Source organism: bacterium, from assembly GCA_035295165.1.
Lineage (GTDB): Bacteria > Sysuimicrobiota > Sysuimicrobiia > Sysuimicrobiales > Segetimicrobiaceae > JAJPIA01.
Genome location: DATGJN010000046.1, coordinates 1 through 25,774 on the forward strand (window position 1 = coordinate 1; position 25,774 = coordinate 25,774).

Here is a 25,774-nt window from a genome sequence, read left to right on the forward strand (position 1 = left end):
GGGCGTGAGGCACATACCCGCGTTGCTCGTGGTCCTTGCGCCACCGGCGCGGACGCGCTAACCGACGGACGCGCGCTGCGAACTGATTGCGGTTCCGGAGGCATGGTCATGCTCGCACCTGATTTTTCCGTAGCCTGCTAGGGGACCCCGTGATCGTCCGTCGTATGAGCGCTGGAGGCCCTCCGGCCGGGCGGGGGATCCTGACGGGCGCCCGGCGAACTACCTCCGACAACTACCATCCGCGGATAGCCGCCCTCGGGTGGGGGACACTGGGCGGGCGGCCCATCCGACGGAGAGAGGCGGAAAACGGTGAAGAAGTTCATCGCAGGATGTGTGCTTTCGTTCCTCGCCGGATGTGGCGTGGCAGCAGTCGCATCGCCGGGAGCCTACTTTGAGGGGGTGTCCGATATCCAGAGCAGTAGCGACTCCTTCAAGAACGGCTACGCCGCGGGGGTGTACGACACGGTTTCCGTATTCGCGAAGGCGGCTGCGGGCGGAGGCTCGATCAGCAGCCAAAAGACGCTTACCCTGTTCCAGTGTTTGGACGCCCGGGGCGATCGGCTCGGGGTCTTCCGGTCTTGGGCGGACGGCGTGTGGGGCGGTGGTGGGACCGGGTCAGCGGTACAACTGCTCGTCAATCGCTGCCTTTAGCGTGTGCGGCTAGCTTCCAGACCGGCCAGGGTAGTTGGTTCGAACTTCCTGTAGGGCTGCAGGCTCTTCATAGCGTCCCGCAGGCTGGCAATGCCTCCGATGCTCAGCTCTCCTTCGCCGTGCCGACGGGGGAGGGATTCGCCATTGCGAGCTTCCCCGCGCGCCCCGAGCGCGCAGGGAACGCTCAGGCGTGCGCGCCGAATTCGGGGAGGCTGCCAGGAGCGCTCGCGATCGCGCTACCGACTTGAGTTTGCTTGGAACCCAGGGTACTCGCCGCCTCGCGGCTGGCCGCGCGCGCGCCGCCGACGTCTGAGCTGTTCAGAGGACGCACATCGCCGACTCGGACAGAAAACCGGGCGCGAGGAGGAACACGCTGAGGGCCGTGATTTGTTCCCGGCTGAGTTCGACCGCGCCCCGCAGCACGACCTCCCGGAGAGTCGCCACGATGCCCAGTTCTACCATGAAGTCCACCGCGAACTGGTGCTCCTGCAGGTAGATAAGAAACCGGCGCACCAACGCGAACCATGACCAGCATGAATAACACCTCGCGATCACGGTCCGGAATTCGATCGTCGGAGTGAGAAGCTGGCGAGCCAGCTCTGCAAGGCGGCGGGTCATGAGGCCAAACAGCGCCAGCCCGAGGGCTAACATGAGGATGTCCTGTACGGGTTCGAGGAACCGCCGGAACAGCCGGTGGACGTCCGTGAGCTCTGGATTGAACGTGTTTCCGCGACACATCGTTCGCACCCCGCCGCTCTAAGGTCGCCCCGCACCGTACCCCGGATGAGGTCGTGGTCTGGGCGTGTTCCAAGGGCGGCCTCAGAGTGGTCGGGGCGGCCCGAAGGTCGCCCCGACTCTTCAATCGCCACCGCGGTTAGGGGGACATCGGAGCCTCCCTCCTTTGCGAACGAGGTGAGCAGAGCAGGTTCGCGTTGGGGTGACCGGGGTTCGGAACCTACGATGATTCACGGCTATCGCGCGGGCCGCGCTCACCCTGAGCGCCGATGTCTAACGCTGCGGTGGACTGGGCAGGCATATGGCAGACGGACCTTGGCCGGCGTTTGGCTGGAAGGAGAGAGACGCCATGCGGCAACCCTTCGGCACCCGTACCCAGCGCGATTTGTCCTCAGACGGCCTATCGAAGCGTGCACGCTTTGAGGCGTCTCTTGGCCTCCTGTGTGAACTTGGGTTGTCGCGTGACGCGCTCGCATACTGCCGTCGGATCGCCCGAAAGACCCGGCAACTTCCACACGCCGTGGTCTGCGAGCTGGTGGAGCGCGCGGCTGAGATCGCTCGTGTGAAAACCATCGTGAACAAGTCCGACGTATAGGCGGATCCTTATCGTCTCTCTAGTGGACGCATGTGTGTCGCCAGTGTGACGTGGGCTGCCGCGACAGCAGTCAGGACGCGGGTGAACCGGCGTGGGCACGAACGCAGAAAGCCAATGAAATGAGGGATAGCGCAAGATGACGTTCAGTAACGTCAGTTCGGTACTGGCGGGATTCGAACCCACAGACCTGGCCTTCGATTCGCCATGTTGGACAAGGGTTCTGAGGGCGGGCCGCCTGTCCGGGTGCCGTGGCGGTGCCGCGTGCAGGAATCGGTGCGCCCCTCTCGATGACAGTTCCCGTAAGGGGGTGACAATGCAGTCGCCCCACTGCTCACACAGACCATCCAGAAGCGCAACCCATTCGGCGGCGCCGAGTGCGGCAATCGCGCCCACGGGGAACACGGCCGGCGCCGCACCAGGGATGTTACATTGGAGGTCCCTAAGCTGTATTTAGCTGAGGATCGGGAGACACCCAGGGTCTCCTGACGCGTCTGCTAGTTCACGCCACCTGCGGCGCCACCTCCTCTTTCGGCATTGCGGCCACGCTATCCAAGAAGGGGCCTGATAGGGCGTCCGGCCCTGCGTCCGGCACCCTTGGTGCGGTCGGTCCCGATTGTAGAAGCGCAGGTACGCCTGCAGATCCTGCTCCAGTTGTGCCGTGCTCGTGTAGTACGTGCGACGAAACGCCACGCGCCACAGCTCGGTGAGGATCGTGCCCTGCAATCGCTCGACGAAGCCATTCTCCGACGGTTCGCGTTTCGGGGCTTACCGAAGTTCCGCCGTCTCCACGATCATCTCCTGGCTCAGATGTGCCAGCGCCCGCGGCCGCTGCGCCGTGTGCTTCGATTTGGACTCCACCGTGTTGACGCTGTACGGGCATCAGGCTCGCCGAAGCTGCAGTTCTCGCAAGCGCGGCCGGCCCTCGTATCACCCCCTGGTCTGCTTCGAGGGCCAGACCAGGGATTTCTGGCATGGGGAACTGCGTCCTGGCGACATTCATACGGCGACGGGGGCCGTGTGGCTGCTCCGGGCGTGTATCGCCAAGGCGCCCGCTACGGCGCATCAAATACGGGTCCGCGTCGACCCGGGCTTCTTCGACTACAAGATTGTCAGGGCGATCGAAGCGCACCGGGGAAAGTTCGTCATCGTTGCTCGCCTGGCTCCGCCGCTCAAGAGACTCGTCACGGGGTTAGCATACACAGAGGTCGGGCGCGACTTGGCACTGGCCGAGTGCCCGTACCAGCCGCGTGGCTGGCCTCGACCCCATCGCTTTGTCGTGGTGCGCAAGACCCTGCCGGAAGAAGACAGTCGCCAGACGACGCTGTTCACCAGCGGGCGCTACAGCTATCATGCGTTCGTCACCAACTTCCGCATCCGGCCCATTGCCGTCTACCGCTTTTACAACGCCCAGGCTGCGGTCGATCTGATCATCAAGGAACTCCGCGCCGATTATCCGGTGGCCAAGATCCCCACCGGGCAGTTCGCCGCCAACGAGGCGTACTTTCACCTCTTGCTCTTTGGCTACAACCTGATGAACTGGTGGAAACGCCTCTGCTTGCCCGCCGCGTACCACAACGATGACCTTGGGGACGTCGCGTCCGCGTTTCCTCTGGCTCCCAGCGGAGGCGGTGCGTCTCAGCCAGGGATTGACGCTGAGATTCCCACCGGCGCTCCCAGACTCGGTTGCAATCAAGCACGCCTTCGATCGGACTGAGCACCTCCGGATTTGATGATTTTCACGCCGGATTCAGGTTCAAATATCTTGCTTGCGGTATCGTGGGCAACGACTCCCCTTGGCAATTTCGATCATACGCGTCGTCTCGGCCAGATTGAAAGCCGCAGGGGCAAACAGCAGAATTCTCTTGGGTATCATTTCATCCTAATCGGCGATTGCTTCGGTGTCTTCGCTGGTGGCGTCTCGATAAAGGATCTTCTTGTCAATGCCATCGAGCGGCCGGTTCGGTGTCATTGAATCCCCCTGGAACAGGCCTTCCGTTGCGCCCGCGGCGCAACGAGAGTGAGGAATCGCCCCGAGGCCGCTGGGGATGTTATCGTTAGCCTAGTTTGAAATGCGGCGAGTTCCAGATGGACCTGGTGGGTGTAGCGGCGGAAAAGACGCGCGATGTCCGCAGCGAGGGGCGCCACGGCGACGTTGGGCCGGTAGATGTTGTCACCTCCGATGATCTCGCGGATCGCAGCGCGGGACCGGCCACTGCGGCAAGTGCAGAATGCAGGAACATTGTCGGGAATGCCCGACAAGTGCTCGATCATGGACATCCCCACCGAGCTTCTGGTGCGGTAGGAAATCACCATCGCCCGGAAGGTTTTGCGCCGACGTACAAGATCCCGGCCGACGCGTTACCGGTCTCGCTCCCGATCATCGGGAGCACGACGCAATTTCAGCTCCACTCCCGAAACGTGCTCTCAGGGCGATTACATCTTGGGGATGGTTACGTGAAAGAGGGCCTGCTCTCCGTTCACCACGACCTTCACCGTATAAGTTCCTGACGCCATGGAAACATTGTTCCCATAGTGCCAGTCGGCTGGGCCCTCCTTGACCCCGTACATCACAGCGATCGGGACGGTCTGGCTCGTCTTGGTGGCCTCGTTCGTGACCGTGATCTGGCACATCGCATCGGTTACGACCTTTCCCGTGGCGAGGCTGGTCACGTGAACCTCGAGATGCCGGGTATCCGTGGCCATCGGGCTCGTTTGGCCAGCCATGGCGTCCCCTGGCATCACCATGGCACCGCCCACCATGATCTCACCGGCCGTGGGGTGCATTTTGGCGGCATCGGCCTTGGAATACATGGTCTCCATCGGACCGATCTGTAGCGTCAGGCGATAGTGCATGGTCCTCCCAGTTTGCGTGATAGGCGTTTCACCCATGGCGGCAATGCCCTTCGCAGGTGCCAGGGGAAGGAACAACAACACAACGAGACTGCCAGCCCACCATCGTGCCATTTCCGCATCACCTCCTGTGGATTGCGAACCGAAACGCTGGCAGTGTTTGGGTCCCCGACCTTACAAACTTTCGCGCGCTTTTCCTTTAGCATAAACTGATAGTATAAACTGACTAGTCAGTTTGTCAATCAAACGAGGTTATTAGGGTGCGTCCTTGGCGCGGCGGCTCGTGCGTCTGCCGTGGCTCAACACAAGTAAGGGAGAGGCTGAGGTGCGCCCACACATACCGCTGGACGCCGGGTCGCCCCGGATCCGGGTCCAACGAGCGCAATGCGCGGCGAGTCGGGCGGGCAGCACTCGGTACTCGTGGTGCCACAGGCCCCCTTCCCCCCGCCCGCGCGCCATCGCGGCGATAGGGGGGGAGTCTGGTTTCGAACCACGCGGATATCTCGGCTATGCGTTACCGCCGAGGCGTTCGTAGAGCCAAGCGAAGAGCCAGAAACCGACGAACGCGTCGACGAAACCGTAGATCAAGCCGACGACGCTACCGAGCACACTCACGTGATAGCCGAGGTACACGCTTTCGATCACCTTCAAGAAGGGTCCAGCGAAACCCGTCGGAACCGAAATCAGAGTGAGGACGAACAGCGCTGCCCCCCACAAGATTCCACCGGCCAAGCCGAATCTGGTCGCGTTGAGCGTCATTGTTCACACCTCCCATACCTGTTCCGTTGATCATACTGAGAACCTCTCAAAAACAGCGAAAGAACAGCGTCGCAACCATCGCCCATTCCTGTGCATCGGTCGAGCTTTGATACCATTCGATTCCCGCTCTGCGTCTCCAGACCAGATCGAATATCATCGCAGCCGCAAGCGAGCACTCGCAACGCCACCGGAGGGAAGTGTGCCGGTCCTAGGGAGGTCCCACAGTCATGAGGAGTGGGTAGTATGATCCGGCCTCGCTCATGGTGGATATGTGCGCATCGACGCTGCTGGCAGCGGGAATCCTGAGCGTTGCGGCCGGCTGCGGCGCGTCCGGCTGCACCATCGCCAGATCTTCTAGCGTGCCGTTGACTACGATGGCTGCCGCCGCGGGCCCGCCGTTGGCGTGGACAATAAGCGCCACGACGCGGGGATCAGGTCCGGGATTGGTCAACCGCACGTCGAACGAGTAGACCACGCCGTAGTTCCCCTGGAGTGGCGCCCCGTTCATCTCGTCCCGGAGCAGGTCCTGATCCGCGCCAAGCCACAATTGCGCGACCGGACCGGCCACCGTGTATGAGAGATTCCGTTGCACCAGCGGCGCCCCGAACACACCGCGTTGGTGCTGGGTATCCATCGGCAAGACGCGGCTGAACACCGGTGGCTCACCGATCCGCGGGAACTGCGCCTCCAATTGTACTTGAACCCCGCTGCCACGGAGCACCGCAATTTGCGCGAGGCCACTCGCCACCTGATCGGGCGGTACTTTGGTGGCCAGGATCGGGACAAACCCGGCCGGTGGTACGTTGACCACGATGCCCGCACGCGCCTGGTACTGCTCCAGGAACCCCCGTGCGGCGAAATGGCCGGCGAACAGTTCGTCAGCGGCCGGTCCGCCCGTCGCCCCGAAGATGCACACTTGCACGGGGTCCGGCGAGGTGTTGGTGAGCCCCAACGACAGCCACATGTCGCGGGTGGCCTTGGCGTTCTGGTGATGGTACAGGATGCGGGCTGCGCGTCCCCCTCGGATGATGCCCGAGTAGAGGATCCCGTCGGTGTCGACGGTTTCCGGGCTGTCGCTCACGAAGAGCTGCTGTGCGTCGTGCCAGGGTACCGTGACATTCACGAGCGTGACCGAGACGACCCACACGATGGTGCCGGTCCCCGGTGTCATCACCGCCAAATCGGCCCGGACGTGCATAGATCGCCCGGACGGGAGGGCGGTGAGCGTGGGCCGGGTTGCCGCGAGCGCGATCTCCGCGTCCTGCAGTTCGGGGAAGGCGCTGTGTGCGGCGATCCGAATTGCCCGACGCAGGACGCTGATCGGTGCGGGATCTCCGCTTACCTCAATCTGAAGCGGCGTGCTGAGCGACACGACGGCAGGGCCGGCCCGCGACGGAAGCGGCAGAACCGCCATCACGCCGATGACACAGCTGACCATGACGCAGTGTCGTCCCAGTATGTACACACCCCCCGAACTCCGATGTCGGGTTGCAGGCTGTCTACCCAAGCCCCACGCCCTCGCGTGGCGGCGCGCTACACTGCTGCGTCCTCCATGTTGCAGCACTCGTCGCGATCGGCCAGAATGAGACCATCGGGACGGCGGCCGCCAGTGCAGACAGCGAGGCTTCCGTTCCATCGAACACGACCCCCAAGTACCGACCGATCGCCCGTGCGGCTCGCGGATGACGGCGTTCGTAGTCTCGAAGTTCGGCCACCGCCTCTTCGCGAGTGAGAAATCGCTGGGCCGGAACGTAGCGATCGTGCCCGATTTCGACCAACAGAGCCGGGGTCTTCCTGATGTTGCGATACCAATCGCTCTGGCGGCCCCATGCGGATGCCACGACGCATGCCTTGGTCGCACGATCATACCGAACGACCTCGACGACGGTGCGGCGGATCCGACCGGTCTTGCGGCCACGATGCGTCAGCAGGACGAGCCGATGGCCGAGGAGCCAGCCGAGGCCGACGCGGTACAGCACGGTAGGCGCCCGGAACAGGAGTCTGAGCACGCCTCGCGGTCGCGACAGACGCGCGGCGGCGTTCGTCTGATCACCGCCTACGCAAGCAGGCATGGCCCTTCCTGACCGGGTGTCGGATGGGCGGTCGCGCAGATGGTGGCAAGGAGCCACGGGGCGATGTTGCAACGGCGTCGGCCCATGGGGGAACTCAGACGGGGCCTGGTCCCAAATCTCATGTTCGCTGGAGCCAGTGCATCGCGGCCTGAACGCCGCAGGCATGCGAGACGTGTTCGCATCGGGCCTGGGCTCCTTGCCTCGCGCCCGCAGCGGCGAGGGCGGTGACTCTCCTCACTGAATACTCGTCTCGCAGTGCATGAGGCTCTCCACCAGCGCGAACCCATCGCCTCGCCCGCCATCACCAGGTCAAAAAGCGACTGTCTGAATTGCTCGTCGGTCTGCATTGGGCGCCCATTGATCGTTTGCTCGACCGCGTGCATGGCATCCGCGAACCCGGTCACGTAGGCGAGGCGTTCATTGGGACTCGAGAACGTCCCCCAGAGACTGTCCGCACCTAGTGTCCTGAATCAGAGATCCGCTAACATGGTCTGATGAGATTCGCCAACATTATCAGCACCTCGGGGCTCAGAATTATGAAAGCAACTTTTGACTCAGGACACTAGGGCCAGCCGAACCATTGCTCTCCTCTCCCCGGCGGGATGTCGTACCAGCGAGTCGAGCCAACCGATTGAAATGTGCCCGAGACTTCGCTTATAGTATAAACTGACTGGTCAGTTTTGCAAGTAGGGAGACGCTGGAGGTGGGATGGTGCCCCGCATATCCTTGAGTGTGCGTACCGAACGCCGGCAACAGATCCTGGACGCGGCTTGGCGATGCGCGAGCCACAAGGGGTTTCGCGCGATGTCGGTCGATGAGATTTGTGCCGAGGCGGGGTTGAGTAAGGGCGCGTTCTATGGGTACTTCGAGAGCAAACAGGCGTTGCTGTTGGCGCTCCTCGCCGACGATGCGGAGGCGCTGGATCGCATCGTCGAGCGGCTCGAATCGGACTCCCTCTCGAGTGTTGACCGGCTTCGGCAATTCGTCCGTGCCATGCTGGGGCGCGGGGACGATCCCGCGCGCGTGCAAGTCCGAGCCGACCTGTGGGCAGAGATGCTCACGGACAAGGCCGTGCGCGAGCGGTTCACCGCAACGGTCCGACATCGTCGCATGCTCCTGCGCGCATGGGTTGAGCGAGCCATCGCCGACGGCGAGTTGGTCGAGATCCCCGCGAACGCGTTCGCCGCCGTGCTCCTGGCGCTCAGTGACGGTCTGATCCTGCACGGTGGGCTGGACCCATCAGGGTTCCGTTGGACGAATATCCGGAAGGCCGTCGACGTGCTCCTGGAGCGGCTCTCGGGACATGCTTGACGATCGCGCCGCATCGGCCCGGTGGGGGATCGGCTCCTTCCTCATCCCGGATCGTCCGGTCCTCCGTGCCTATGAGTGGCTGCGTGGCGCCCCGACGGGCCTCATCGCCCTGGCGGTGGCGATCGGGGCGGGCGCCGGGCTGGGCGCGATCGCGTTCCGCGTTCTCATCGTTGCGTTCACCCGGGTCTTCAGCGGGACGACCGACTACAGCGCCGTTGGTCCCGCGGCGCACCCTTGGATCCCGCAACTCGGTCCGTGGTTTGTCGTGCTCGCCGCCGTGGTCGGGGGGCTCATCTACGGCCCGCTGATCGAGCTGTTTGCGCGAGAAGCGCGGGGGCACGGTGTACCGGAGGTGATGCTCGCCGTTGCTGAGCGCGGAGGACGTATCCGTCCGCGCGTCGCCGTGATCAAGTCGCTCGCGTCCGCGCTGTGCATCGGGTCCGGCGGATCGGTGGGCCGCGAAGGCCCGATCGTACAGATCGGCTCGGCCCTGGGGTCCACGCTCGGGCAATTGGTGCGCACGTCAGAATCCCGGTTGCGACTGCTGGTGGCCTGTGGCGCTGCAGGTGGTATCTCCGCCACGTTCAACGCGCCCATTGCCGGGGTGTTCTTCAGCTTGGAGCTCATCCTGCGAGACTTCGAAGTCGAGTCGTTCGGCGCGGTGGTCGTGGCCTCCGTGGTCGCCGACATCATTGGCCGGGCCGCGTTTGGCTCGCATCCGTTCCTGGTACTCCCCGCGTTCAAGCTCAGTTCTCCGTGGGAGTATCTGGTCTACACCGGGCTCGGGGTCCTGGCGGCAGTCGTCGGCGTGGCGTTCATTCGCGTGCTGTACGGGACGGAAGATCTCTGCGACCGCCTGTGGCGCGGCCCCGGATGGCTCCGCCCAGGAGTGGGCGGCCTCGCACTCGGGCTGCTGCTGGTCGTGTTGCCGCAGATGTACGGGGTCGGGTACCCGGTGCTGGAGCGCGCGATCCGCGGGGAGTACGTGTTGGGGTTTCTCGCGCTGCTGCTGATCGGCAAGATCGTGGCGACCAGTCTCACCATCGGCATCGGCGGCTCCGGGGGCGTGTTCGCGCCGTCGCTGTTCATGGGGGCCATGCTCGGCACCGCGTACGGCGACCTGATGCATCAAGTCCTTCCCAGGATCGCCGGGCCGGCCGGGGCGTACGGCCTCATTGGGATGGGCGCGGTGTTTGCCGGCGCCGCCCAGGCGCCGATCACGGCCATCATCATGATCTTCGAACTCACCGGCGATTACCAGATCATCCTCCCGCTGATGTTCGCCGTGGTGCTCGCGACCGGCGTGAGCCGGGTCCTCACGAACGAGAGCATCTACACGCTGAAGCTGCGCCGTCGGGGGATCGACATCCGACGCGGGCGGGCGGCCAACCTCATGGAGGTGCTGACGGTGGGGAGCGCCATGCGGCCGGTGCCCGCCGCGTTGTCGGAGCAGATGGCGCTCGGCGAGGTGATCGCGCGGTTCACCGACGACGGCTGGGATGCGCTGCCGGTCGTCGATGCGGCGGGCGCGCTCCGCGGGACCGTGACGTTCCGGCAGGTCGAGCAGGCGATGCGCGACAATGCCCTCGATGCCGTCGCCGGTGAGCTCGCCCAGGACACACCGGCACTCACGCCTGACCAGACGCTCGAGCAAGCGCTGCAAGTCACGTTGCGTCACGGCGACAATGGGCTGCCGGTCCTCGATCGTGACAGCCATCGGCTTATTGGCTGGTTGACGCACCGGGACATCCTGAGTGCCTATCATGCACGCCTGGAGCGGACCATTGCCGAGGCGAGGCGGACGGATGAGGCGGTCAAGGCGGGAGCGCCAGAGGCCGTGCGCGACCCTGCCGGCGAGCTCTCGACATCCTTACGAGACTATCGGATTGTCGATCTCGAGCTCCGGGGCGCTGAGGTGATCGCGGGCCGGCGCATTGCGGATGTGCCCTGGCCACCCTCATCGCTCGTGCTGGCCGTCCGCCGGGGCGGCTCGAGCTTTGTCCCGGACGGTCAAACGGAGCTCCGACGGGGCGATCGGCTCTCGATTTTGCTGCCTGCGAGGCAGGCCGAGGACTTGGACGCGTTGATTGGGACGCTCGCGGAGGCACCCGGTCGCGTCGAGGGACATCACCGCACGGAGGCGTCGCGGCGCGACTCTGCGGCCGTTGACCGCTGGCCCCCGGCGACGACGGCCGGAACGGTGGTGCTCGAACCGGTCATCACGCCGGGTTCGCGTGTCGCCGGACGGATGTTGCGGGACGTGAACCTCGGGCCGGGCGTGTTGGTCATAGCGATCCACCGGGGCGGGAAGGTCATCGTGCCGCGCGGGGATGCGTACCTGCTCGTCGGCGATCGCATCGCCATTGTCGCACGCTCCGATCGCGCGCAAGAGGTGTTGGAGCGGTTCCGCTGAGCCGGCGGCGGTATGGAGGGGTAGACCAGGCAGCGCGCCGTGCCGTGGACGCGATCACCCCCTTCGGAGGCTTTTTGCACCCTGCTCGCGGCACTGGGGCCGGCTCCGCCGGTGAGGTACTCTCGGATGTGGCCTCGGTAGTCGCGATTCTTACGTTCGTACTCGTAGGGTGGCTTTTCGAGGAAACGTGTTCACGGCAGTCGGTAGGCCGGTGCAGCGGGAAGCCAATGAGAGGACGCCGGACGCGTATTCGACGCAGGGACGGGAGAGCGTTGTGATCCGAGCTGCTGAACCCCGCGTCCATCGACTGCGCTATTGCGCAGACGAGGCCCCGGGGAGGGCGCACGAGGCCCTGAGAGACCGATGCAGTGAGAACTCAAACCGCTCCGGCCCGTAGGACATTATATGCCTAGGTTTAGGAGGACCGCGAATGACTCGAGCACGTGGTAGGTACTTAGCTCATTTTTACGCACTTTTGGCGAAGATCCCGACAACGATCGCCGTCACGGCGTTGCTTGCAAGCTTGACCATCGGTGGGACGGGAACCGTCTCGCAGGCCGCGCCGGCATCGGCCGCGGCGAACGCTCCAGTTTCCTCCGTGCCCACGGTGAAAGCGGCGCACACCAAACTCGGGGACGTTCTCGTCGACGCGAAGGGAATGGTGCTCTATCGATACACTGCCGACAAGAAAGATGCAAGCGCCTGCTCTACTTCGGCATGCCTGCAGCTCTGGCCGGTGCTGTCGCCCACGCCCGGTGGCCAGCCCATCGCCGGTCCCGGTGTGAGTCAGCATGCCCTCGGCACGATCATGCGCAAGGACGGGAAGAAGCAGGTGACGTACGACGGCTGGCCACTCTACACCTATTTTGTCGATCGGGCACCCGGACAAGTCATAGGCCAGGGCGTCAAGGACACGCTTGGGACCTGGTACGTCGTCTACGCCAGTCCGGCGAAGAATCCGGCTCCGAGGCGTTAGCTGCTGCGGTGCCGCAGTGAGTAGCGCAGCGCTGCCTGCCCGGCATACCACTACCAACCTGACGGTGCGAGAGCAGGAGATCCTGGCCCTGGTTGCGCCCGGCTTGGCCGACACGGAGATTTCGTCCCGTCTGGACATCACTGAGAGTATCGTCAAGGGCCACCTAGAGAACATCCCGGCCAATCTTCATCTGCGTAACCGAGTCGAGCTAGCTCCCTCGCGCTGACCCCGGGGGCTGGCGCGCCCGGGCTCTGCAGCCGCTCGCGAGAGATTGTGGCTAATCGGTGATCTATGATGCCCAGACGCGCAGTCGATCACGCGAGCCGGCAATCACTATGCGCATATCGATCGCGAATCCCTGACCGCAACACGCCGTTCACCCCTGCTTGCCATCCATGTCGTTGGCAGTTGCCGTTGCCAGCCCGGCCTGGGACCGGATGCGCCGGCACGTCGCGCTCCTCGTGTTGCTCGCGCTTGGGTTTGGGATCTTCGCCTACCCTGGTACTGGGGGCTTGGATCCCAGGCACACACACATCGTCATAGGAGGCACAGCAGCAGAACGCGCCCGTGCGTTGGCTCGCCACCTCCTGCGTGAACGAGCGGCGGTTAATGATGCGGTCCCGTTCGTGGGTCTCACGGGCGGGGCGCAAGGCTTGTTGGAGGTGCTCGTCTACTCGATCCGCCAGGGGAACAACTCCGGTCCCGCGCTGGTTGCCGTTACGGTACCCGGCGGTGCGCTGGCGGCAGCCCACGCGGATGTCGGTGCACCGTCCGAAGGGCCCAGGCGCTACGTGCCTCTGTTTCGCCCACCGTCACCGCGCGGTCAGGATTCCCATGTCGTTTGCCAGCTAACCATGATGGAATAGGCGGTTGTCGCGGTTGACTGTCGCAGATGGCGCTGCGACGTGCGACTGCTGCCCAGCAGCAGACGGGGTGATACATCAGAGTTTCCGCAGGGCTTCCACCGGGGGCCGCTGTGACACGGTGAGTGAGCTGAGGACGGCACCTGCGGTCGACGCCGCGGCAGCGACACCTAGAACCGTAAGGTAGAGCCAGGGCACGGCGAGGGTTTGGGGTGGTGGATCAAAGACTCCCGTCAGCAATGTCACCAACATCTGCGCGATCGTGAACCCCGTAACGATGCCAATCACGCTGCCTCCGCCCAGAATGACCACTCCTTCGCTCCACAGAAATGCACCACGTTGTCTGTCCGTGGCCCCCAGCGCGGAGAGGATCGCGAATGTGCGGCGGCGCTCGGCCAACCCGAGCGCTAGGACGAGACCGGCCGCTCCGGCCACCAGCAAGATGGCGAAGCCCAGCTCCAGCCGGGTCAGCCCGCGCAAATCGACGGCGGTCAGGGTGGAGTTGATGGCGCGCTGCGTCGAGCCGATGTCCGTCACCCGCGCGCCCGGGAGGCCGCTGATCACGCTTTGGGCACGGGCGGCAACCTGCGCAGGGTGCCCCCTGGTCCGCAGCAGAACGACCTCCGCCACGTCCGTCCCTGTCTGTTGCGCGACGTAGCGGGCGTTCGCGACCAGGAACGAGTCCTTGGGCGCCGTCGGAAACTCCCGGACAATGCCGACGAATTGGAACGGCACCACTTGGTACTGATGATCCCGCGCGTTCTGCAGCCGGAGATTCACGCGGTCGCCCGGCGTGAGCTGGTAGTCGCGCGCGGTCTCCGCGGAAACCAGCACTCCGTTCGGGTGCGCGGCGAGTGTCGCGAGCGTCGCCCGGGCGTTGCCGCCGGCGAAATAGGCGTTCGACATCACAGTCGCCTCGCCGATGCGCGCGGGATCGATGCCGTAGAGATCCTGGAGATCGTTCCCGACGTACGCGAACCGGTGCCGCATCGGTTGGGCGGCCGCCACACCCGGCAGAGCCCGCAGCTCGGCGAGCTTGCTCCCGGGCGGGGCCACAGTCGTTCCGGTGATCGTCACGTCGGCGCCGTTGGTGAGCTCCGCGTCGACGCGCGCCTGCGCGTTGTAGGTGGTGTCGAACACCGCGGTCGAGATGGCGAAGGACACGGCGATCGCGACGAGCACCGCGCCGCGCGTGACCAGGACGCGCTGCCGCCCCATGGAGGCCGCTACGGCTCCCGCCAGGTTGCGAGCCAGAGGCCGCACGAGGCTTTCGATCGCGCGCCGGCCCCGGCCGAGGCTCCCCTCCCCGAGCCGGATCGCCACCAAGCACACGCCGAGCCACAGGCAGACCGGTGCGAGAAAGGCTTGGTAGGAGATCGACGACTGCGCCACCCCTTCCGGTGCCAGCACGACCTGATACCCCGAGCGCGCAGTCACCCAGAACGCCACCCCCGAGATGACGAGAAGCACGAGATCCAGGTAGACGCGCTGCCACAAGGATATGCTTGGGCGGCCAACCACCGAGCGGGCGGCGAGCCAGGGGGGCCGCCGTGCCTGGACCCACGCAGGATAGAGCACGGCTACAAGCGCGAGCGCGAGGCCGACCAGCGCCGCCCCCGCCAGCCAGAAGGCGACCATCGCGTCCCCAGAAGTGCCGGCTGGCGCGATCATCCTGGCGGTGAGGGCAACCGCGCCCAGACCAATCGCAACCCCGCCGGCCCCGGCGGTCAGCGCCTCCAGGCTCGCCAAGCGCAGCAACTGCGCCACGGACGCCCCGCGGATGCGCAGGAGCGCCTGCTCGCGCCGCCGCCGGTCCGCCCCGGATGCCGCAATGGCAAACGTCAACAGCATCGCGAGAACCACACCGGGGAGGCCGAGGAACACGAAAAGCACCTCTGCGTAAAGGGCGTCTGCGCGCGCGCCGAACAGCCGGGCCGCCAGATTGTCCGCGACGATACCGCTTCCCGCAATCAGTGCTTCCAGGTGATGGGCGCGCCCCAGCACGTCTGTGTACGCCTGCACCGGATCGGGTGCCAGATTGTGCGCGATGCGGACGTGGAGCTGGGTCCGCACCGAATCCGGCCGCACCATGGCCTGCGGGTCGAAGAGCCGGTGCCACTGGGCGAGGGCCAGGAACACCACGTTGTCGGGCGGCGCCTGCGGCGCGACGCTGGGCGGAACGCCCGCGGCCTGAAAGAAGGAATCGGCGTAGGGGCGAGCGACGACGCCGTCGACGGTCACGGACACCGGCGGCAGGCCCATCCGGAGGATCGTGATGCGGTCACCGATCGTGACGTGCAGGTTGGCCGCCATCTGCTGCCCCAAGAGGACGCCTTCTGGGGACCCAATGAGCTGCCGGAGCTCGGCTGGGAACCGCGTGCGATACTGCGGGCCGAGTCCCACGACCTTGCCGGGGCCCGTCGTCTGCACGGTGCCCTCGGTCCGAGCGGAAAACCCAGCGGCGTCGGCGTAGCCCACGGGCTCGACCGCCGAGTACGCCGTCGCCCGGCCCAACGCCGCCATCACCGCGTTCGGATCGGCACCGGGAACGAGCTGGACCTGCCAGTCGACCGGCACCGCAGCGACTGCGCGCCAGGTCATCGAGGCCATCCCGGACGCGATGAAGCTCCCGATCGACGCGAGCAGCGCGACCGTGAGGGCGACCCCCGCCATCGCGCCGAGGAGGCGGCCCGAAATCCCCGTGAGGAGGCCCTTGAGCCAGAGCAGCCCGAGGATCACTCCGTCACCTTCAGTACGCCGTGGCGGATGCGCCACACCGTGTCCATCCGGGCGGCCACCGCGGGATCGTGCGTGGCCATGACCAACGCGACCGGCGTATCCGCGAGTGATGCTTCGATCGCATCGAGCACGTGCCCGGCGGTGAGGTGGTCGAGCTGGCCCGTGGGCTCGTCCGCCAGGATCAGCGCGGGTCTACTGCCCAGCGCCCGCGCGATCGCCACCCGCTGTGCCTGGCCCCCGGACAGTTCCTCAGGCAGCTTGTTGGCGACGTCGGTAAGGCCTATGCGCTCGAGCGCGTCCCGCGCCGCGTCGCGGGCGAAGCCCGGGGTGACATCCTGGCGCAGCAGCAAGGGCAGTTCCACGTTCTCGAGAGCCGTGAGCGCCGGCAGCAGGCTCGGCATCTGAAAGACCAACGCCACCCGGGCCGGCCGCAGGGTCGCGCGCGCCCCAAGCGCCGGCCAGGAGATCTCGCCCGAGGTCGGGCTCTCCAAGCCGCCCATGAGGTGCAGCAGCGTCGACTTCCCGCTCCCCGACGGCCCCACCACCGCGATGCGGTCACCCGACATGACCGTGCACGTGGCGGAGGCGAGCGCGATCACGGCGGCCGCGCCCTGGTGGTACGTCCGCCTGACCTCGCGTGCCACCACAAGGGCCTCGCTCGCGCGCACCGCCGGCGTCAGGCCGGGGGCAGCCTGCCGCACCATTCTCGGACGAACCGAGCTCGTGCCTCCACGCAGTTCCGTCGCGAAGTTAGGCATCAACAACCCTCCCATCCAGCAGGCGGATGATACGGTCCGCCCTTGCCGCCAGCGCGTCGCTGTGGGTCGCGATGAGAGTGGCGCCGCCAGCGCGACGCCGCGTGTCAAAGAGGTTCAGAATCTCCGCCTCGGTCTCGGCATCGACCTCGCCGGTGGGCTCGTCCGCCAGCAGCACGACCGGTGCCGCCGCCAGGGCGACCGCGAGGCCGGCCCGCGCGGCCTCGCCCCCGGAAAGCCGGGAGGGGCGCGCTCGGCGGCGTCCGTGCAGGCCGACCGCGGCGATCACTTCACTGAGACGCCGCGCGTCGAACTTGCCCGCGAGGCGCATGCCCAGGGCAACGTTGTCCTCCACTGAGAGGTGATCGAAGAGATTGCCCGACTGCAACAGGATGCCGATCCCGGCCGCCCGCATGGCCGCCCGCTCCGCCTCAGGGCGGCGCGTCAGGCGCCGGCCGAGCAACGTTACGCATCCGCCATCCGGTTCGTCGAGGCCGGCAAGACACGCGAGCAATGTGGACTTGCCGCTTCCCGACGGCCCGACGAGAGCCACAAGGTCCCCGGCGTCGACGTGCAGGCTCACGCCACGGAGCGCCCGGGTCTCGTCGTCCCGAGTGTGGTAGAAGCGATAGAGGTCGAACGCCTCCAAGACGACCATGCTATAGCCACCTGAAGCTCCGAGCCATGCGCCCCCATTGGTCGACATTGTCCGCTCCGACGGGCGCCCACAGCGTGAGCGTCGCCAACTGCCCACTCTTGAAGAAGAGGTAGGCGCTGTTCTCGAGACGCACCCGCCGATTGGTCACAGGGTCGGGCCCCGAGGTTGACGTGTATTCCACAAGGACGGTCGTGCCGCTCGGGAGATGCACGTTCTGGACCTTTGTGACGTGCACCGCCGGACCGGACTGCGGGAGTGCGGCGACCACCTCCGCGCGGGTCCGATCGGCAGAGGGCGCCCGCGCCGCGTGTGTGATGGTGACCTGCACGCCGTCGAACTTGTCCGTGAACTGCACGTCCGGGCCGCGCGTGGTGCGCGCCCATCCCTCGGGTACCTGGAGCTCGTAGCCGCCCGCGCTCGACCGGTACACCACGAATGCCTGCGTGTCGGGGATATCACCCGGAGGGTTCGCTTGTGCGGTCTTCACCGTGCCGGACGCTCCGACAGCGACCGATACGCCTCCAGGCGAGCCGATGGTGAGCAGAAGACATCCCAGCACCACCCCAGCGAGCGGCGCCCATGCCTTTCGTGGCGTCCTCATCATCCTCCCACCTTCCTGCCGATCATGTTTGCGTGAGCATGTCACCTTGGTATGCCGCCCCGTGGGGGGTGGTGCCGGCCATGGCCCTGCGGCGAATGCGGCGCAGGGGCTCGGGCAAGCGCGCGGGCCCGAGCCCCTGAGGACGAGCCCCTGAGGGGGGATGGGCTTAATCCTCCGCGCCGCTCTCCTGCTCACTTGCCCCCTCATGCTCGGTCCCCATGCGCGTGGCGATTTCCTGATGTACGATCTTGGCCGTGCCGGCATCGACCTTGACGTCGTGGATTGTCCTAGTGGCGGATCGGATCTCGACCGAGTAGACAAGACAGCCGTTCTCACTGTCCAGTTCGGACCGGAGCAGCGTGCCGGGAACGGCGGCCTGCGCCACCTGCTGCGCCTGCGCGAGCGTGATCTTCGCCTGCCCGACCACGCTTGCGTCGTTGGCGTTCGGCGCGACCTTGATACTACAGGCGTACGTGGGCTGCTCGACCTGGGTGGTCTGATGGGTCCCCTGCGCTAGCACCGGGCTACCGCTGGCTAGGGCGAACCCCGTGACCACCCCGACCGCCAGCGTCTCCAGCATCGTCGACCGCATTGTCGCTCACCATCCTCGGTATCTGAGTGTCGAAGATATCTCTTCGCGTTCCTCACGCTACCATGGGAAGATGAACCGGTCATGAAAGACAGATGAAAGGTCGCTCACGGAACTTGGAGGGAAACCGATTTTCATCATCCTTTCATCTCTGAAGCGTAACGTGTGGAAGGACCCCCGAGGTCGGATGGTGCACGCGATGGAGATCGACCGCTTTGCGTCACGACAGTACGGCGGCTATCGAGGACACTGCGGATTCCTGCCCGATGATCGTGTTGCGTATGATCCCAGAGATGGTCTCTCGGCTCAGGCAGGAGCTTCTGCTCTCACGCTGATGGGCCACACGCCGGCGTGAGCAGCGGCTCCGGCCACGGACGGTCGTGCGAGCCTTGGGAGGGCCTGCTCGTCGCAAGTCGGGCCGTGGTCGTGCTGACCGCTATGCCAGTTTCCCCCGGTGTGGTTGGCACGGGGCATACGCTAACCGCGGAGCACCCGACGCCCATGGTCGGAAAGTCCGAGGCGCGCCGTAGGGCCTGTTCCGGCGCGGCAGCCGTGCCATCGGACAGTTCCCACGGCGGGGCACAGGCGAGTCAGGGATGTGTCCCATCGTTCCGGCACATCTTCGTCATCGTCATGGAGAACCTCGGCTATCGCCAAGCCGTGTCGCTGCCGTCCTCAAGCCGTTCCTTCGAGTTGCCGCCGTGGCCACGCAGTACTATGCGGTGACGCATCGGAGCCTGATCGCTGACGAAGAAACGATCGCGCTGCGGTAGCGACGGCAGGTCAGTCCGTACCGCGCCCAAGTGGTGTCTTAGGGTTTGGGGCAGGCGTGAATGGTGCTGCGAGTCGCGTTCTTCGAGGATCACTTTGCGAGTAACGACGGAGAGCCCACTCCCTGTCAGTCTCCCGCCGCCCTACTCGTATCGTAGCGCGACGATCGGATCAAGCGCGGCCGCCCGTTGCGCTGGGTAGAATCCGAAGACCACGCCGACCAGCAACGATGACACGAACCCCAGCACAATCGAGAACGACGAGACGAGCACCGGCCAGTGGCCAAGGACCGACGTGCCCTGGGCCGTGAGGAGCCCCATCCCGATGCCGATCAGCCCGCCGATGCACGCGAGGGTGAGCGCCTCGACGAGAAACTGCAGCAGGATGTCCCGCCCGCGCGCGCCCACGGCGATGCGCAGGCCGATCTCCCGCGTCCGCTCGGTGACGGAGACCAGCATGATGTTCATGATGCCGATCCCGCCAACGATCAGCGACACGACCGCGATCCCGGCCAGCAGCAGCGCCTGGGTCTGCGACGTCGCGAGGCGCACCTGCTGGACGTCGGCGATGTTGCGGATAAAGAAGTCGTCAGGCTGGTATGCGGTCAGGTGGTGCCGGAGCCGCAGCAGCCGCTCGGTCGCGTCCACGACCGCGGGAACCGTCTCCGGTGTGGTCGCGGAGACGAAGATGGTGCTCACCCATGTCTGCCCGGTGAGGCGATGGAGCAGGGTCGTGATCGGGACCATCACGACGTCGTCCTGATCCCGGCCGAACCCCGACTGTCCCTTGGCCGCTAGCACGCCGACCACCTTGAACGGAACGTTCTTGATGACCACGATTGCGCCGACTGCGCCGCCGGAGGGGAACAGGTTCTGTGCCACGGAGTTGCCGAGCACGGCCACCTTGGCCGCCTGGTCCACGTCGGCCTGCGACAGGAACCGGCCCTGCGCCACCGACCAGTTGCGCACGGTCGCGTAGGCCGGTGTGGTGCCTCCGATCTGCGTGTACCAGTTGGTACCGCCCGTAACCACCTGGGCGTTCGTCTCCGAGTACGGCGCCGCGCCGGCGGCATCGGGGACCGTCTGGGCGATCGCCGCAACGTCGGGCAGCCTGAGGGTTGTGCGGCTCCCGCTCCCGAGCCTGACACCGCCTGTCGTGATCGCGCCCGGGATGACGACGATCAGGTTCGCGCCGAGGCTCTCGATCTGAGCCAACACCGCTGCCTGCGCGCCCGCCCCGATCGCCATCGACGTGATCACCGCTCCCACGCCAATGATGATGCCGAGCATCGTCAGGACGGACCGCATGACGTTCCGCCGCAGCGCCAGCCAGGCGATGCGGAGCAGATTCGTAAGACTCACCCGGATACCTCCTCGGACGCCCCGTGCGTCGTCGCCTCGGTCGACGGCTGATCGTCGGCGAGCAACCTAATCACGGGTTCGGACCACGCCGCAAACCCTTCCCTCCCCGAGGATGCGCTGGAGCTAAGCTGCACTTCCAGCTGCGTTCTCGCCAGATAGGCGACTAGGACGGCGATGATAACGGTGAGCGCTACGCTGACGTGCCCCGCGCCCCAGCCCATGCCGCCGAAGCTTGTGGGCTTGCCGAGGGCGTCGGCGAACGAGGCGCCCAGCGGGCGGGTAAGCACGTAGGCGAACCAGAAGGTGAACACCTCGTTCAGATGGAGAAGGCGGCCGCCCACGATAGGCACAGCGAATAGCAGAGCGAAGAGCGCCAGCGATTTGAAGTAGCCGAGGTGGAGCGTGTAGGCGGTCATGTCGCCGATGGCGGTGCCCATGGCGAACGTGGCGACGACCACCGCCCAGTAGAATGCCTCGCGACGCGGTGTGTCGATAGCGTGGATCGAGAGGGTCAATTCCATTCGGCCCCAGGCGATGAATAAGACAGCCAAGATCGTGGCGAAGAGGATCGTCGACACTATGTAGGGGACGCCGATCACCACGTGAAGCACATCGGCGCACATGGTACCAAACACGCCCACCATGACGACCGCGGACCAGTATGTCCAGGCATTGTAGCGCGCCATGCGGAACTGAAAGATGATCGCGACGACGAAGAAGATGAAACCCAGGATCACGGCGATGTATGGATTGATGACATGCACGGAGTAGTCCGAGGTGGACTCCCCAATGGCCGTGGAGAGGCCCTTCACGATCCAGAAGTAGACAGTGATTTCAGGGACGCGCAGGGCGCCTCTGCGTAAGAACCACGAGGCCATGGAGTCCCTGTCTTTAGGTATGGCCTGCGCTGCCGGCGCGACCGCCCCACGTGCCTCGAGACCAGTGTAGTCCGTTGGTATCGCCATCGCCCCCTCACGAAGTTCAGCCTGGGCATCCGCGCCCGACACGATTTCGGCCGGGTGTGCCCGGTCGGGCTCCACTAACCATTCTCCGGCTCAAAAACGTCCCTTCATACTATCAAGCCGATATTTGCATTTATCTGCGCAGATGGAATTATTATGCATGTGAGGTGCTATTGAGGCGAAGTCCCCGTCCCACACCAGATTTGCATCGATCCGCCGGAACGCTTCTCCGTCTTGGTGTCGCCGGAGCTCGTCGACTACCAATGAGATCGATTCATTCGCGGTCAGACGTCCGTTTCTAATTGCCCAAATCCGAAGACATGGCGGCGACGTGCTGCACGAGAGGGAACCCGTTCCCCACCGTGCTTTCATCTTATTTTCATGCAAGTCGACTATGGTACGATGAGGATCGGAAAGCACGAGATGTGGGCTGACACGATGGCGATCCTTGTGGTCGAGGATGAGCATAAGATCCGGGAGTTCCTCAAGCGCGGGCTTGAGGAAGAAGGCTACGCCGTGGAAACGGCTTCCGACGGCGAAGAAGGCCTCGAACTCGCATCCGGCGGCGCCTACGAGGTTGTCATTTTGGACCTGCTGCTGCCCCAACGCGACGGCCTCGACGTCTGCAGAGCGTTGCGCGCCGACGGCGTCACGACGCCGGTGCTGATGTTGACCGCCCGGGATGCCGTGGATCAGCGCGTCGTGGGCCTCGACGTCGGCGCGGACGACTACCTGACCAAGCCCTTCGCGTTCGAGGAATTGCTCGCCCGGATCCGAGCGTTGCTGCGCCGCGAGCGCACGGCGCGGCCTTCGATTCTCGAGGTCGCCGACATTGTGCTGGACCCCGCGAGCCGCACTGTGAGCCGGGACGGCCGGACGATCGATCTCACCAACCGCGAGTATCAACTCCTTCATCTCTTGATGCGGCATCCCGGCCAGATCCTCAGCCGTGCGGTGATCGAGGACCGGGTTTGGGGATACACCTTCGATCCCGGCAGCAACGTGGTGGATGCCTACATTCGGCTCCTCCGGCGCAAGATCGATCACGGGCATCCCCGTCAACTGATCCGCACGGTGCGCGGAGCGGGGTATGTCCTGAGGACGTGAGATGATCTGGAGCATCCGGGCACGTCTAACCGCGTGGTACGCGGGCCTCCTCTCCGCGATCCTGGTGGTGTTCGGTTTCGTTCTTTACACCCTCTTCGCACAGGCACTCTGGGCGCATGCCGAGCAGAGCCTGCAGACCCTGGTCGCACAGCTCGCCACATTCGTGGAGAGTTCGGATACCGGGAACGAGCAAGGGGCGTTCTTTGATCTCGCCGATCCGTCGGTCGTGGGGCGTCTTTCCGGCGGCGGGACGCTGATCCAGATTCTCGATGCGCGCGGACGCTTGGTCAACCGATCGCCAGCACTATCAGGTGCGGGGTTGCCTCTCACGTCTGCGGTCCGCCGCGCGCTCGCCGGCACGTCGGCGTTCGCCCAAGCGACGGTGGCCGGGGTGGGGCCGGTGCTCATGTACACGGCGCCGATCACGCGCCACGGTGCCATTATCGGCGTCGCGCAGGTCGCGGCGACGCTCGCACCGATCACCCAACCACTCCTGCGCCTCCGGTGGCTGCTATTGGTCGGCGGAGCCGGTGCCCTCCTGGTGGCTGCCGTCGTCGGCCATCTCCTCGCCTCCATAGCGCTCGCGCCCATCGATCGGATCACCCAGACGGCCCGGGCGATTGCCGGCGGGGTCCGGGGCAGGCGGATCAACCTGGGCGGGCCTGACGACGAGGTGCAGCGGCTCGCCCAGGCGTTCGACGAGATGCTCGACCGGATCGATGAGATCCTGGACCGGGAACGCCGATTCACCGCAGATGCCGCTCACGAGCTCCGAACCCCGTTGACGATCCTGAAAGGCGAACTGGACGTTGCGCTTCGGCGCGAGCGCACGGCGGCCGTGTATCGTGACGTACTCGCCAGCATGGCGCAAGAGGTCGATCGGCTTGTCCGCCTTGTTGAGGATTTGCTCACGCTGGCACGAGCGGATGCCGGCCCAGTGCCAATACACCGCACCCCCGTTACCCTCGATGCCGTGATCCGGTGGACGCAGGAGCGGTTCGGGGAGAGCGCCAGCCAGAAGGGCATCACCTTAGCGACTGACGGGATAGTGCCGGAGATCGTCCTGGGCGACATTGACCGGTTGCGCCAGCTCTTCGCTAACCTCGTCGACAATGCGCTGACGTACACACCCGCCGGTGGGTCGGTTCGCATCACCGCGACTCGGGATGCGGGTACCACGCGCGTGGCCGTCATCGATACCGGATGCGGGATCGCGCCGGAGGATCTACCCCATGTGTTTGAGCGGTTTTACCGCGCGGACCGGGCGCGCACCCGCGCGTCGGGGGGAAGCGGGCTCGGCTTGGCGATCGCGCGCTGGATCGTTGACGTCCACGGTGGCCGTATTGATGTCGATAGTCAGCGTGGGCACGGCACCAGGGTCAACGTGTGTCTGCCACTGGCTCAGACATCTTCGTTCGGACGGGACCGTGAACGTGAGCCTGACCCTGAGCCCATGAACGGAGAACTGTCATGACGTGGAACGGTGAAGGATGGACTGCGTCCCGCTGTTTTCTGGCGGTCCACGCTATGGGCTGGGGCACGGCCACGGCCTCCCGGGTCGTCCGTGCCGATTTCGGCGGCGTTCATGGCGGCCATCACCGCCCGCACGACGCGGCTCCCGCGTCTCGGCGCGCCCCCCGGCAGCGTTGGCGTCGTCTCCCACATGACGCTCCTCAATCTTCTCTATCGACTGTGCGACGTTCGCCTGCTCAAGCGCTTGGCTTGCGCCGGGGACGGCTTCCCAGGCACATTGGTCTGATCCTCGATGGTAACCGTCGCTACGCGAGGGAGGCCGGCCTGAGCGGGGCGGAGGTATACAGGCTCGGAGCCGGCAAAATCGACGACGTTCTCCAGTGGTCTCACACGCTAGGCATTTCGGAGGTCACGGTCTGGGTGCTCTCCATCGACAATCTGGAACGGCCCCCGGACGAGGTGGAGCCGTTCCTGCGAGTGATCGAGGCGAAGCTTCGTGAGCTGGCCCGACACCCCGCGACGATCGCCTGTCGGCGCCACATTCGCGCCGTCGGCCGCCTCTCCGTGCTCCCAGCATCACTTCGACAGGCCATCGACGAGGCCGAACGCGCCACGGCGGACCATACACGCTGCCAGCTGAACCTCGCCGTTGGCTACAGCGGCCGCCAGGAGATCGCCGACGCGGTCGTGGCGCTGATCCGGGCCCGCCTCAAGCCCGGCATGACGGTGGACGAACTCGTTGCAGAGGCCACGCCGGAGGAGATCGGGCAACGGGTGTACGCCAACGGGAGCGACGATCCCGATCTGATCATTCGTACCAGCGGCGAAATCAAGTTGAGCGGATTCTTACTGTGGCAGGGCGTCTACAGCGAGTACTATTTCTGCGATGTCCCGTGGCCGGTCTTCCGCAGGGTCGACCTTCTGCGGGCCCTCCGCAGTTACCAGCACCGGGACCGACGGTTCGGTGTCTGACCCTGAATGTTCGCCGTGGTCGGGCACCGAGAACTCGCCGAGTACGTCGGACGTCTGAGCCGAAGTGGGGTTGCCAAACGGCCACCTCGAGCGAACACGATCGCCGGGCCCAATGATGGGGGACGCGTCCGGCACAGACACCAACATAAGGAGGATGACTCGACGATGTGGCTGGTCTTTCTGTTGGGCGCGCTGGTCATCTTGTTCGCGACCGGGCACATGATCTTGCGCTAGGGGCCGCAACGGTGACATGGCCACCTCTTGGTGATCACCCGGGCGGGCGCGGCGACGCGGTCATCGACCAGGATCAGATCGCTCGCCTCGCACGCTCGCATCGGTGCCGATCCCGCCCAGCGCCGCAGACCGGCCCGGTGACTCGGTACGGCTCGGCAAGCGGGAGTGGTGTTCGGTGATCGGCTACGTTGGCTGGCATGCGGTCCCGCGGCGGATTGCGCTCCTCCTGACCTTCACGGTCGTGGGAGGGGTGATCGTGGGCGGCACGGTGCTCTTCATCCGCGCCGAACGGGCCATTGCCACATTGCCTGAAGCGGTCGGCGCCGG

22 protein-coding genes are annotated in these 25,774 nt (G+C 65.4%); 10 read left to right on the forward strand and 12 right to left on the reverse strand.

The features are described from left to right. Window positions 1-309 precede the first annotated feature (309 nt). Window positions 310-651 carry a hypothetical protein gene (locus VKZ50_06640; protein ID HLJ59389.1) on the forward strand — a complete coding sequence of 114 codons (342 nt, stop codon included), beginning with the start codon at window positions 310-312 and terminating at the stop codon, window positions 649-651. Window positions 652-969: 318 nt separating this feature from the next. On the opposite strand, the gene VKZ50_06645 is transcribed toward VKZ50_06640, so the two are convergent. Continuing rightward, a complete protein-coding gene (locus VKZ50_06645) occupies window positions 970-1,389 on the reverse strand; it encodes a phosphate-starvation-inducible PsiE family protein (GenBank protein HLJ59390.1) in 420 nt (139 codons plus the stop codon). Between the two features lie 1,427 nt (window positions 1,390-2,816). Here VKZ50_06645 and VKZ50_06650 point away from each other — a divergent pair. Continuing rightward, complete coding sequence (locus VKZ50_06650) at window positions 2,817-3,695, forward strand: transposase (GenBank protein ID HLJ59391.1); 879 nt, start codon at window positions 2,817-2,819, stop codon at window positions 3,693-3,695. 719 nt (window positions 3,696-4,414) lie between these two features. On the opposite strand, the gene VKZ50_06655 is transcribed toward VKZ50_06650, so the two are convergent. The 4 genes from VKZ50_06655 to VKZ50_06670 all read right to left on the reverse strand — a co-directional run bounded on the left by VKZ50_06655 (window position 4,415) and on the right by VKZ50_06670 (window position 7,662). After that, complete coding sequence (locus VKZ50_06655) at window positions 4,415-4,945, reverse strand: hypothetical protein (protein ID HLJ59392.1); 531 nt, start codon at window positions 4,943-4,945, stop codon at window positions 4,415-4,417. A gap of 393 nt (window positions 4,946-5,338) precedes the next feature. Further along, window positions 5,339-5,590 carry a bacteriophage holin gene (locus VKZ50_06660; GenBank protein HLJ59393.1) on the reverse strand — a complete coding sequence of 84 codons (252 nt, stop codon included), beginning with the start codon at window positions 5,588-5,590 and terminating at the stop codon, window positions 5,339-5,341. Between the two features lie 208 nt (window positions 5,591-5,798). After that, entirely contained in the window at window positions 5,799-7,028 is a 1,230-nt protein-coding gene (locus VKZ50_06665; GenBank protein ID HLJ59394.1) for a hypothetical protein, read from the reverse strand. A 61-nt stretch (window positions 7,029-7,089) separates the two neighbouring features. Then, window positions 7,090-7,662: a nitroreductase family deazaflavin-dependent oxidoreductase gene (locus tag VKZ50_06670; protein HLJ59395.1), complete on the reverse strand. Its 573-nt coding sequence runs from the start codon at window positions 7,660-7,662 to the stop codon at window positions 7,090-7,092. Window positions 7,663-8,370: 708 nt separating this feature from the next. Between VKZ50_06670 and VKZ50_06675 the strand changes: the two genes are divergently transcribed. The 4 genes from VKZ50_06675 to VKZ50_06690 all read left to right on the forward strand — a co-directional run bounded on the left by VKZ50_06675 (window position 8,371) and on the right by VKZ50_06690 (window position 12,588). Then, complete coding sequence (locus VKZ50_06675; protein HLJ59396.1) at window positions 8,371-8,973, forward strand: TetR/AcrR family transcriptional regulator; 603 nt, start codon at window positions 8,371-8,373, stop codon at window positions 8,971-8,973. Continuing rightward, entirely contained in the window at window positions 8,966-11,386 is a 2,421-nt protein-coding gene (locus tag VKZ50_06680) for a chloride channel protein (protein HLJ59397.1), read from the forward strand. Before VKZ50_06675 ends, VKZ50_06680 begins: the two co-directional genes overlap by 8 nt. A 430-nt stretch (window positions 11,387-11,816) precedes the next feature. Further along, a complete protein-coding gene (locus VKZ50_06685) occupies window positions 11,817-12,362 on the forward strand; it encodes a hypothetical protein (protein ID HLJ59398.1) in 546 nt (181 codons plus the stop codon). Between the two features lie 64 nt (window positions 12,363-12,426). Next, window positions 12,427-12,588, forward strand: a complete 162-nt coding sequence (locus tag VKZ50_06690; GenBank protein ID HLJ59399.1) for a helix-turn-helix transcriptional regulator — start codon at window positions 12,427-12,429, stop codon at window positions 12,586-12,588. A 715-nt stretch (window positions 12,589-13,303) separates the two neighbouring features. On the opposite strand, the gene VKZ50_06695 is transcribed toward VKZ50_06690, so the two are convergent. From VKZ50_06695 to VKZ50_06725, 7 genes are all read right to left on the reverse strand, one after another. After that, window positions 13,304-15,964, reverse strand: coding sequence for an FtsX-like permease family protein (locus VKZ50_06695; GenBank protein ID HLJ59400.1), 2,661 nt, complete (start codon window positions 15,962-15,964; stop codon window positions 13,304-13,306). Then, the gene (locus VKZ50_06700) at window positions 15,961-16,722 is read right to left on the reverse strand and encodes an ABC transporter ATP-binding protein (GenBank protein HLJ59401.1); all 762 of its coding nucleotides are present in this window, start codon (window positions 16,720-16,722) and stop codon (window positions 15,961-15,963) included. Before VKZ50_06700 ends, VKZ50_06695 begins: the two co-directional genes overlap by 4 nt. Next, a complete protein-coding gene (locus VKZ50_06705) occupies window positions 16,715-17,377 on the reverse strand; it encodes an ABC transporter ATP-binding protein (GenBank protein HLJ59402.1) in 663 nt (220 codons plus the stop codon). Before VKZ50_06705 ends, VKZ50_06700 begins: the two co-directional genes overlap by 8 nt. A gap of 1 nt (window position 17,378) precedes the next feature. After that, entirely contained in the window at window positions 17,379-17,978 is a 600-nt protein-coding gene (locus VKZ50_06710; GenBank protein HLJ59403.1) for a PsbP-related protein, read from the reverse strand. A gap of 166 nt (window positions 17,979-18,144) precedes the next feature. Then, the gene (locus VKZ50_06715; protein HLJ59404.1) at window positions 18,145-18,570 is read right to left on the reverse strand and encodes a PepSY domain-containing protein; all 426 of its coding nucleotides are present in this window, start codon (window positions 18,568-18,570) and stop codon (window positions 18,145-18,147) included. Window positions 18,571-19,481: 911 nt separating this feature from the next. Further along, window positions 19,482-20,699, reverse strand: a complete 1,218-nt coding sequence (locus tag VKZ50_06720; protein HLJ59405.1) for an ABC transporter permease — start codon at window positions 20,697-20,699, stop codon at window positions 19,482-19,484. Beyond that, the gene (locus tag VKZ50_06725; GenBank protein HLJ59406.1) at window positions 20,696-21,739 is read right to left on the reverse strand and encodes a hypothetical protein; all 1,044 of its coding nucleotides are present in this window, start codon (window positions 21,737-21,739) and stop codon (window positions 20,696-20,698) included. The genes VKZ50_06720 and VKZ50_06725 overlap by 4 nt, the downstream gene beginning before the upstream one ends. Before the next feature lie 345 nt (window positions 21,740-22,084). Between VKZ50_06725 and VKZ50_06730 the strand changes: the two genes are divergently transcribed. The 4 genes from VKZ50_06730 (at window position 22,085) to uppS (ending at window position 25,213) form a co-directional block, all read left to right on the forward strand. Continuing rightward, window positions 22,085-22,768 carry a response regulator transcription factor gene (locus VKZ50_06730; GenBank protein HLJ59407.1) on the forward strand — a complete coding sequence of 228 codons (684 nt, stop codon included), beginning with the start codon at window positions 22,085-22,087 and terminating at the stop codon, window positions 22,766-22,768. 1 nt (window position 22,769) lies between these two features. Beyond that, window positions 22,770-24,242, forward strand: a complete 1,473-nt coding sequence (locus tag VKZ50_06735) for an ATP-binding protein (protein HLJ59408.1) — start codon at window positions 22,770-22,772, stop codon at window positions 24,240-24,242. Window positions 24,243-24,353: 111 nt separating this feature from the next. After that, window positions 24,354-24,527, forward strand: coding sequence for a hypothetical protein (locus VKZ50_06740; protein HLJ59409.1), 174 nt, complete (start codon window positions 24,354-24,356; stop codon window positions 24,525-24,527). Further along, window positions 24,461-25,213 (forward strand): polyprenyl diphosphate synthase, encoded by a 753-nt coding sequence (gene uppS / locus VKZ50_06745; GenBank protein HLJ59410.1) that lies wholly within the window; start codon window positions 24,461-24,463, stop codon window positions 25,211-25,213. Before VKZ50_06740 ends, uppS begins: the two co-directional genes overlap by 67 nt. Window positions 25,214-25,774: the final 561 nt, after the last annotated feature.

What these genes read in the sequence shown, in the direction of transcription:
- VKZ50_06680 (HLJ59397.1), top strand. Translation starts at nt 8,966, where the DNA reads ATGCTTGACGATCGCGCCGCATCGGCCCGGTGGGGGATCGGCTCCTTC.
- VKZ50_06710 (HLJ59403.1), bottom strand. Translation starts at nt 17,978, where the DNA reads ATGAGGACGCCACGAAAGGCATGGGCGCCGCTCGCTGGGGTGGTGCTG.
- VKZ50_06675 (HLJ59396.1), top strand. Translation starts at nt 8,371, where the DNA reads ATGGTGCCCCGCATATCCTTGAGTGTGCGTACCGAACGCCGGCAACAG.
- VKZ50_06670 (HLJ59395.1), bottom strand. Translation starts at nt 7,662, where the DNA reads ATGCCTGCTTGCGTAGGCGGTGATCAGACGAACGCCGCCGCGCGTCTG.
- VKZ50_06705 (HLJ59402.1), bottom strand. Translation starts at nt 17,377, where the DNA reads ATGGTCGTCTTGGAGGCGTTCGACCTCTATCGCTTCTACCACACTCGG.
- VKZ50_06700 (HLJ59401.1), bottom strand. Translation starts at nt 16,722, where the DNA reads ATGCCTAACTTCGCGACGGAACTGCGTGGAGGCACGAGCTCGGTTCGT.
- VKZ50_06655 (HLJ59392.1), bottom strand. Translation starts at nt 4,945, where the DNA reads ATGGCACGATGGTGGGCTGGCAGTCTCGTTGTGTTGTTGTTCCTTCCC.
- VKZ50_06660 (HLJ59393.1), bottom strand. Translation starts at nt 5,590, where the DNA reads ATGACGCTCAACGCGACCAGATTCGGCTTGGCCGGTGGAATCTTGTGG.
- VKZ50_06645 (HLJ59390.1), bottom strand. Translation starts at nt 1,389, where the DNA reads ATGTGTCGCGGAAACACGTTCAATCCAGAGCTCACGGACGTCCACCGG.
- VKZ50_06665 (HLJ59394.1), bottom strand. Translation starts at nt 7,028, where the DNA reads ATGGTCAGCTGTGTCATCGGCGTGATGGCGGTTCTGCCGCTTCCGTCG.
- VKZ50_06685 (HLJ59398.1), top strand. Translation starts at nt 11,817, where the DNA reads ATGACTCGAGCACGTGGTAGGTACTTAGCTCATTTTTACGCACTTTTG.
- VKZ50_06740 (HLJ59409.1), top strand. Translation starts at nt 24,354, where the DNA reads ATGGCGGCCATCACCGCCCGCACGACGCGGCTCCCGCGTCTCGGCGCG.
- VKZ50_06715 (HLJ59404.1), bottom strand. Translation starts at nt 18,570, where the DNA reads ATGCGGTCGACGATGCTGGAGACGCTGGCGGTCGGGGTGGTCACGGGG.
- VKZ50_06735 (HLJ59408.1), top strand. Translation starts at nt 22,770, where the DNA reads ATGATCTGGAGCATCCGGGCACGTCTAACCGCGTGGTACGCGGGCCTC.
- VKZ50_06730 (HLJ59407.1), top strand. Translation starts at nt 22,085, where the DNA reads ATGTGGGCTGACACGATGGCGATCCTTGTGGTCGAGGATGAGCATAAG.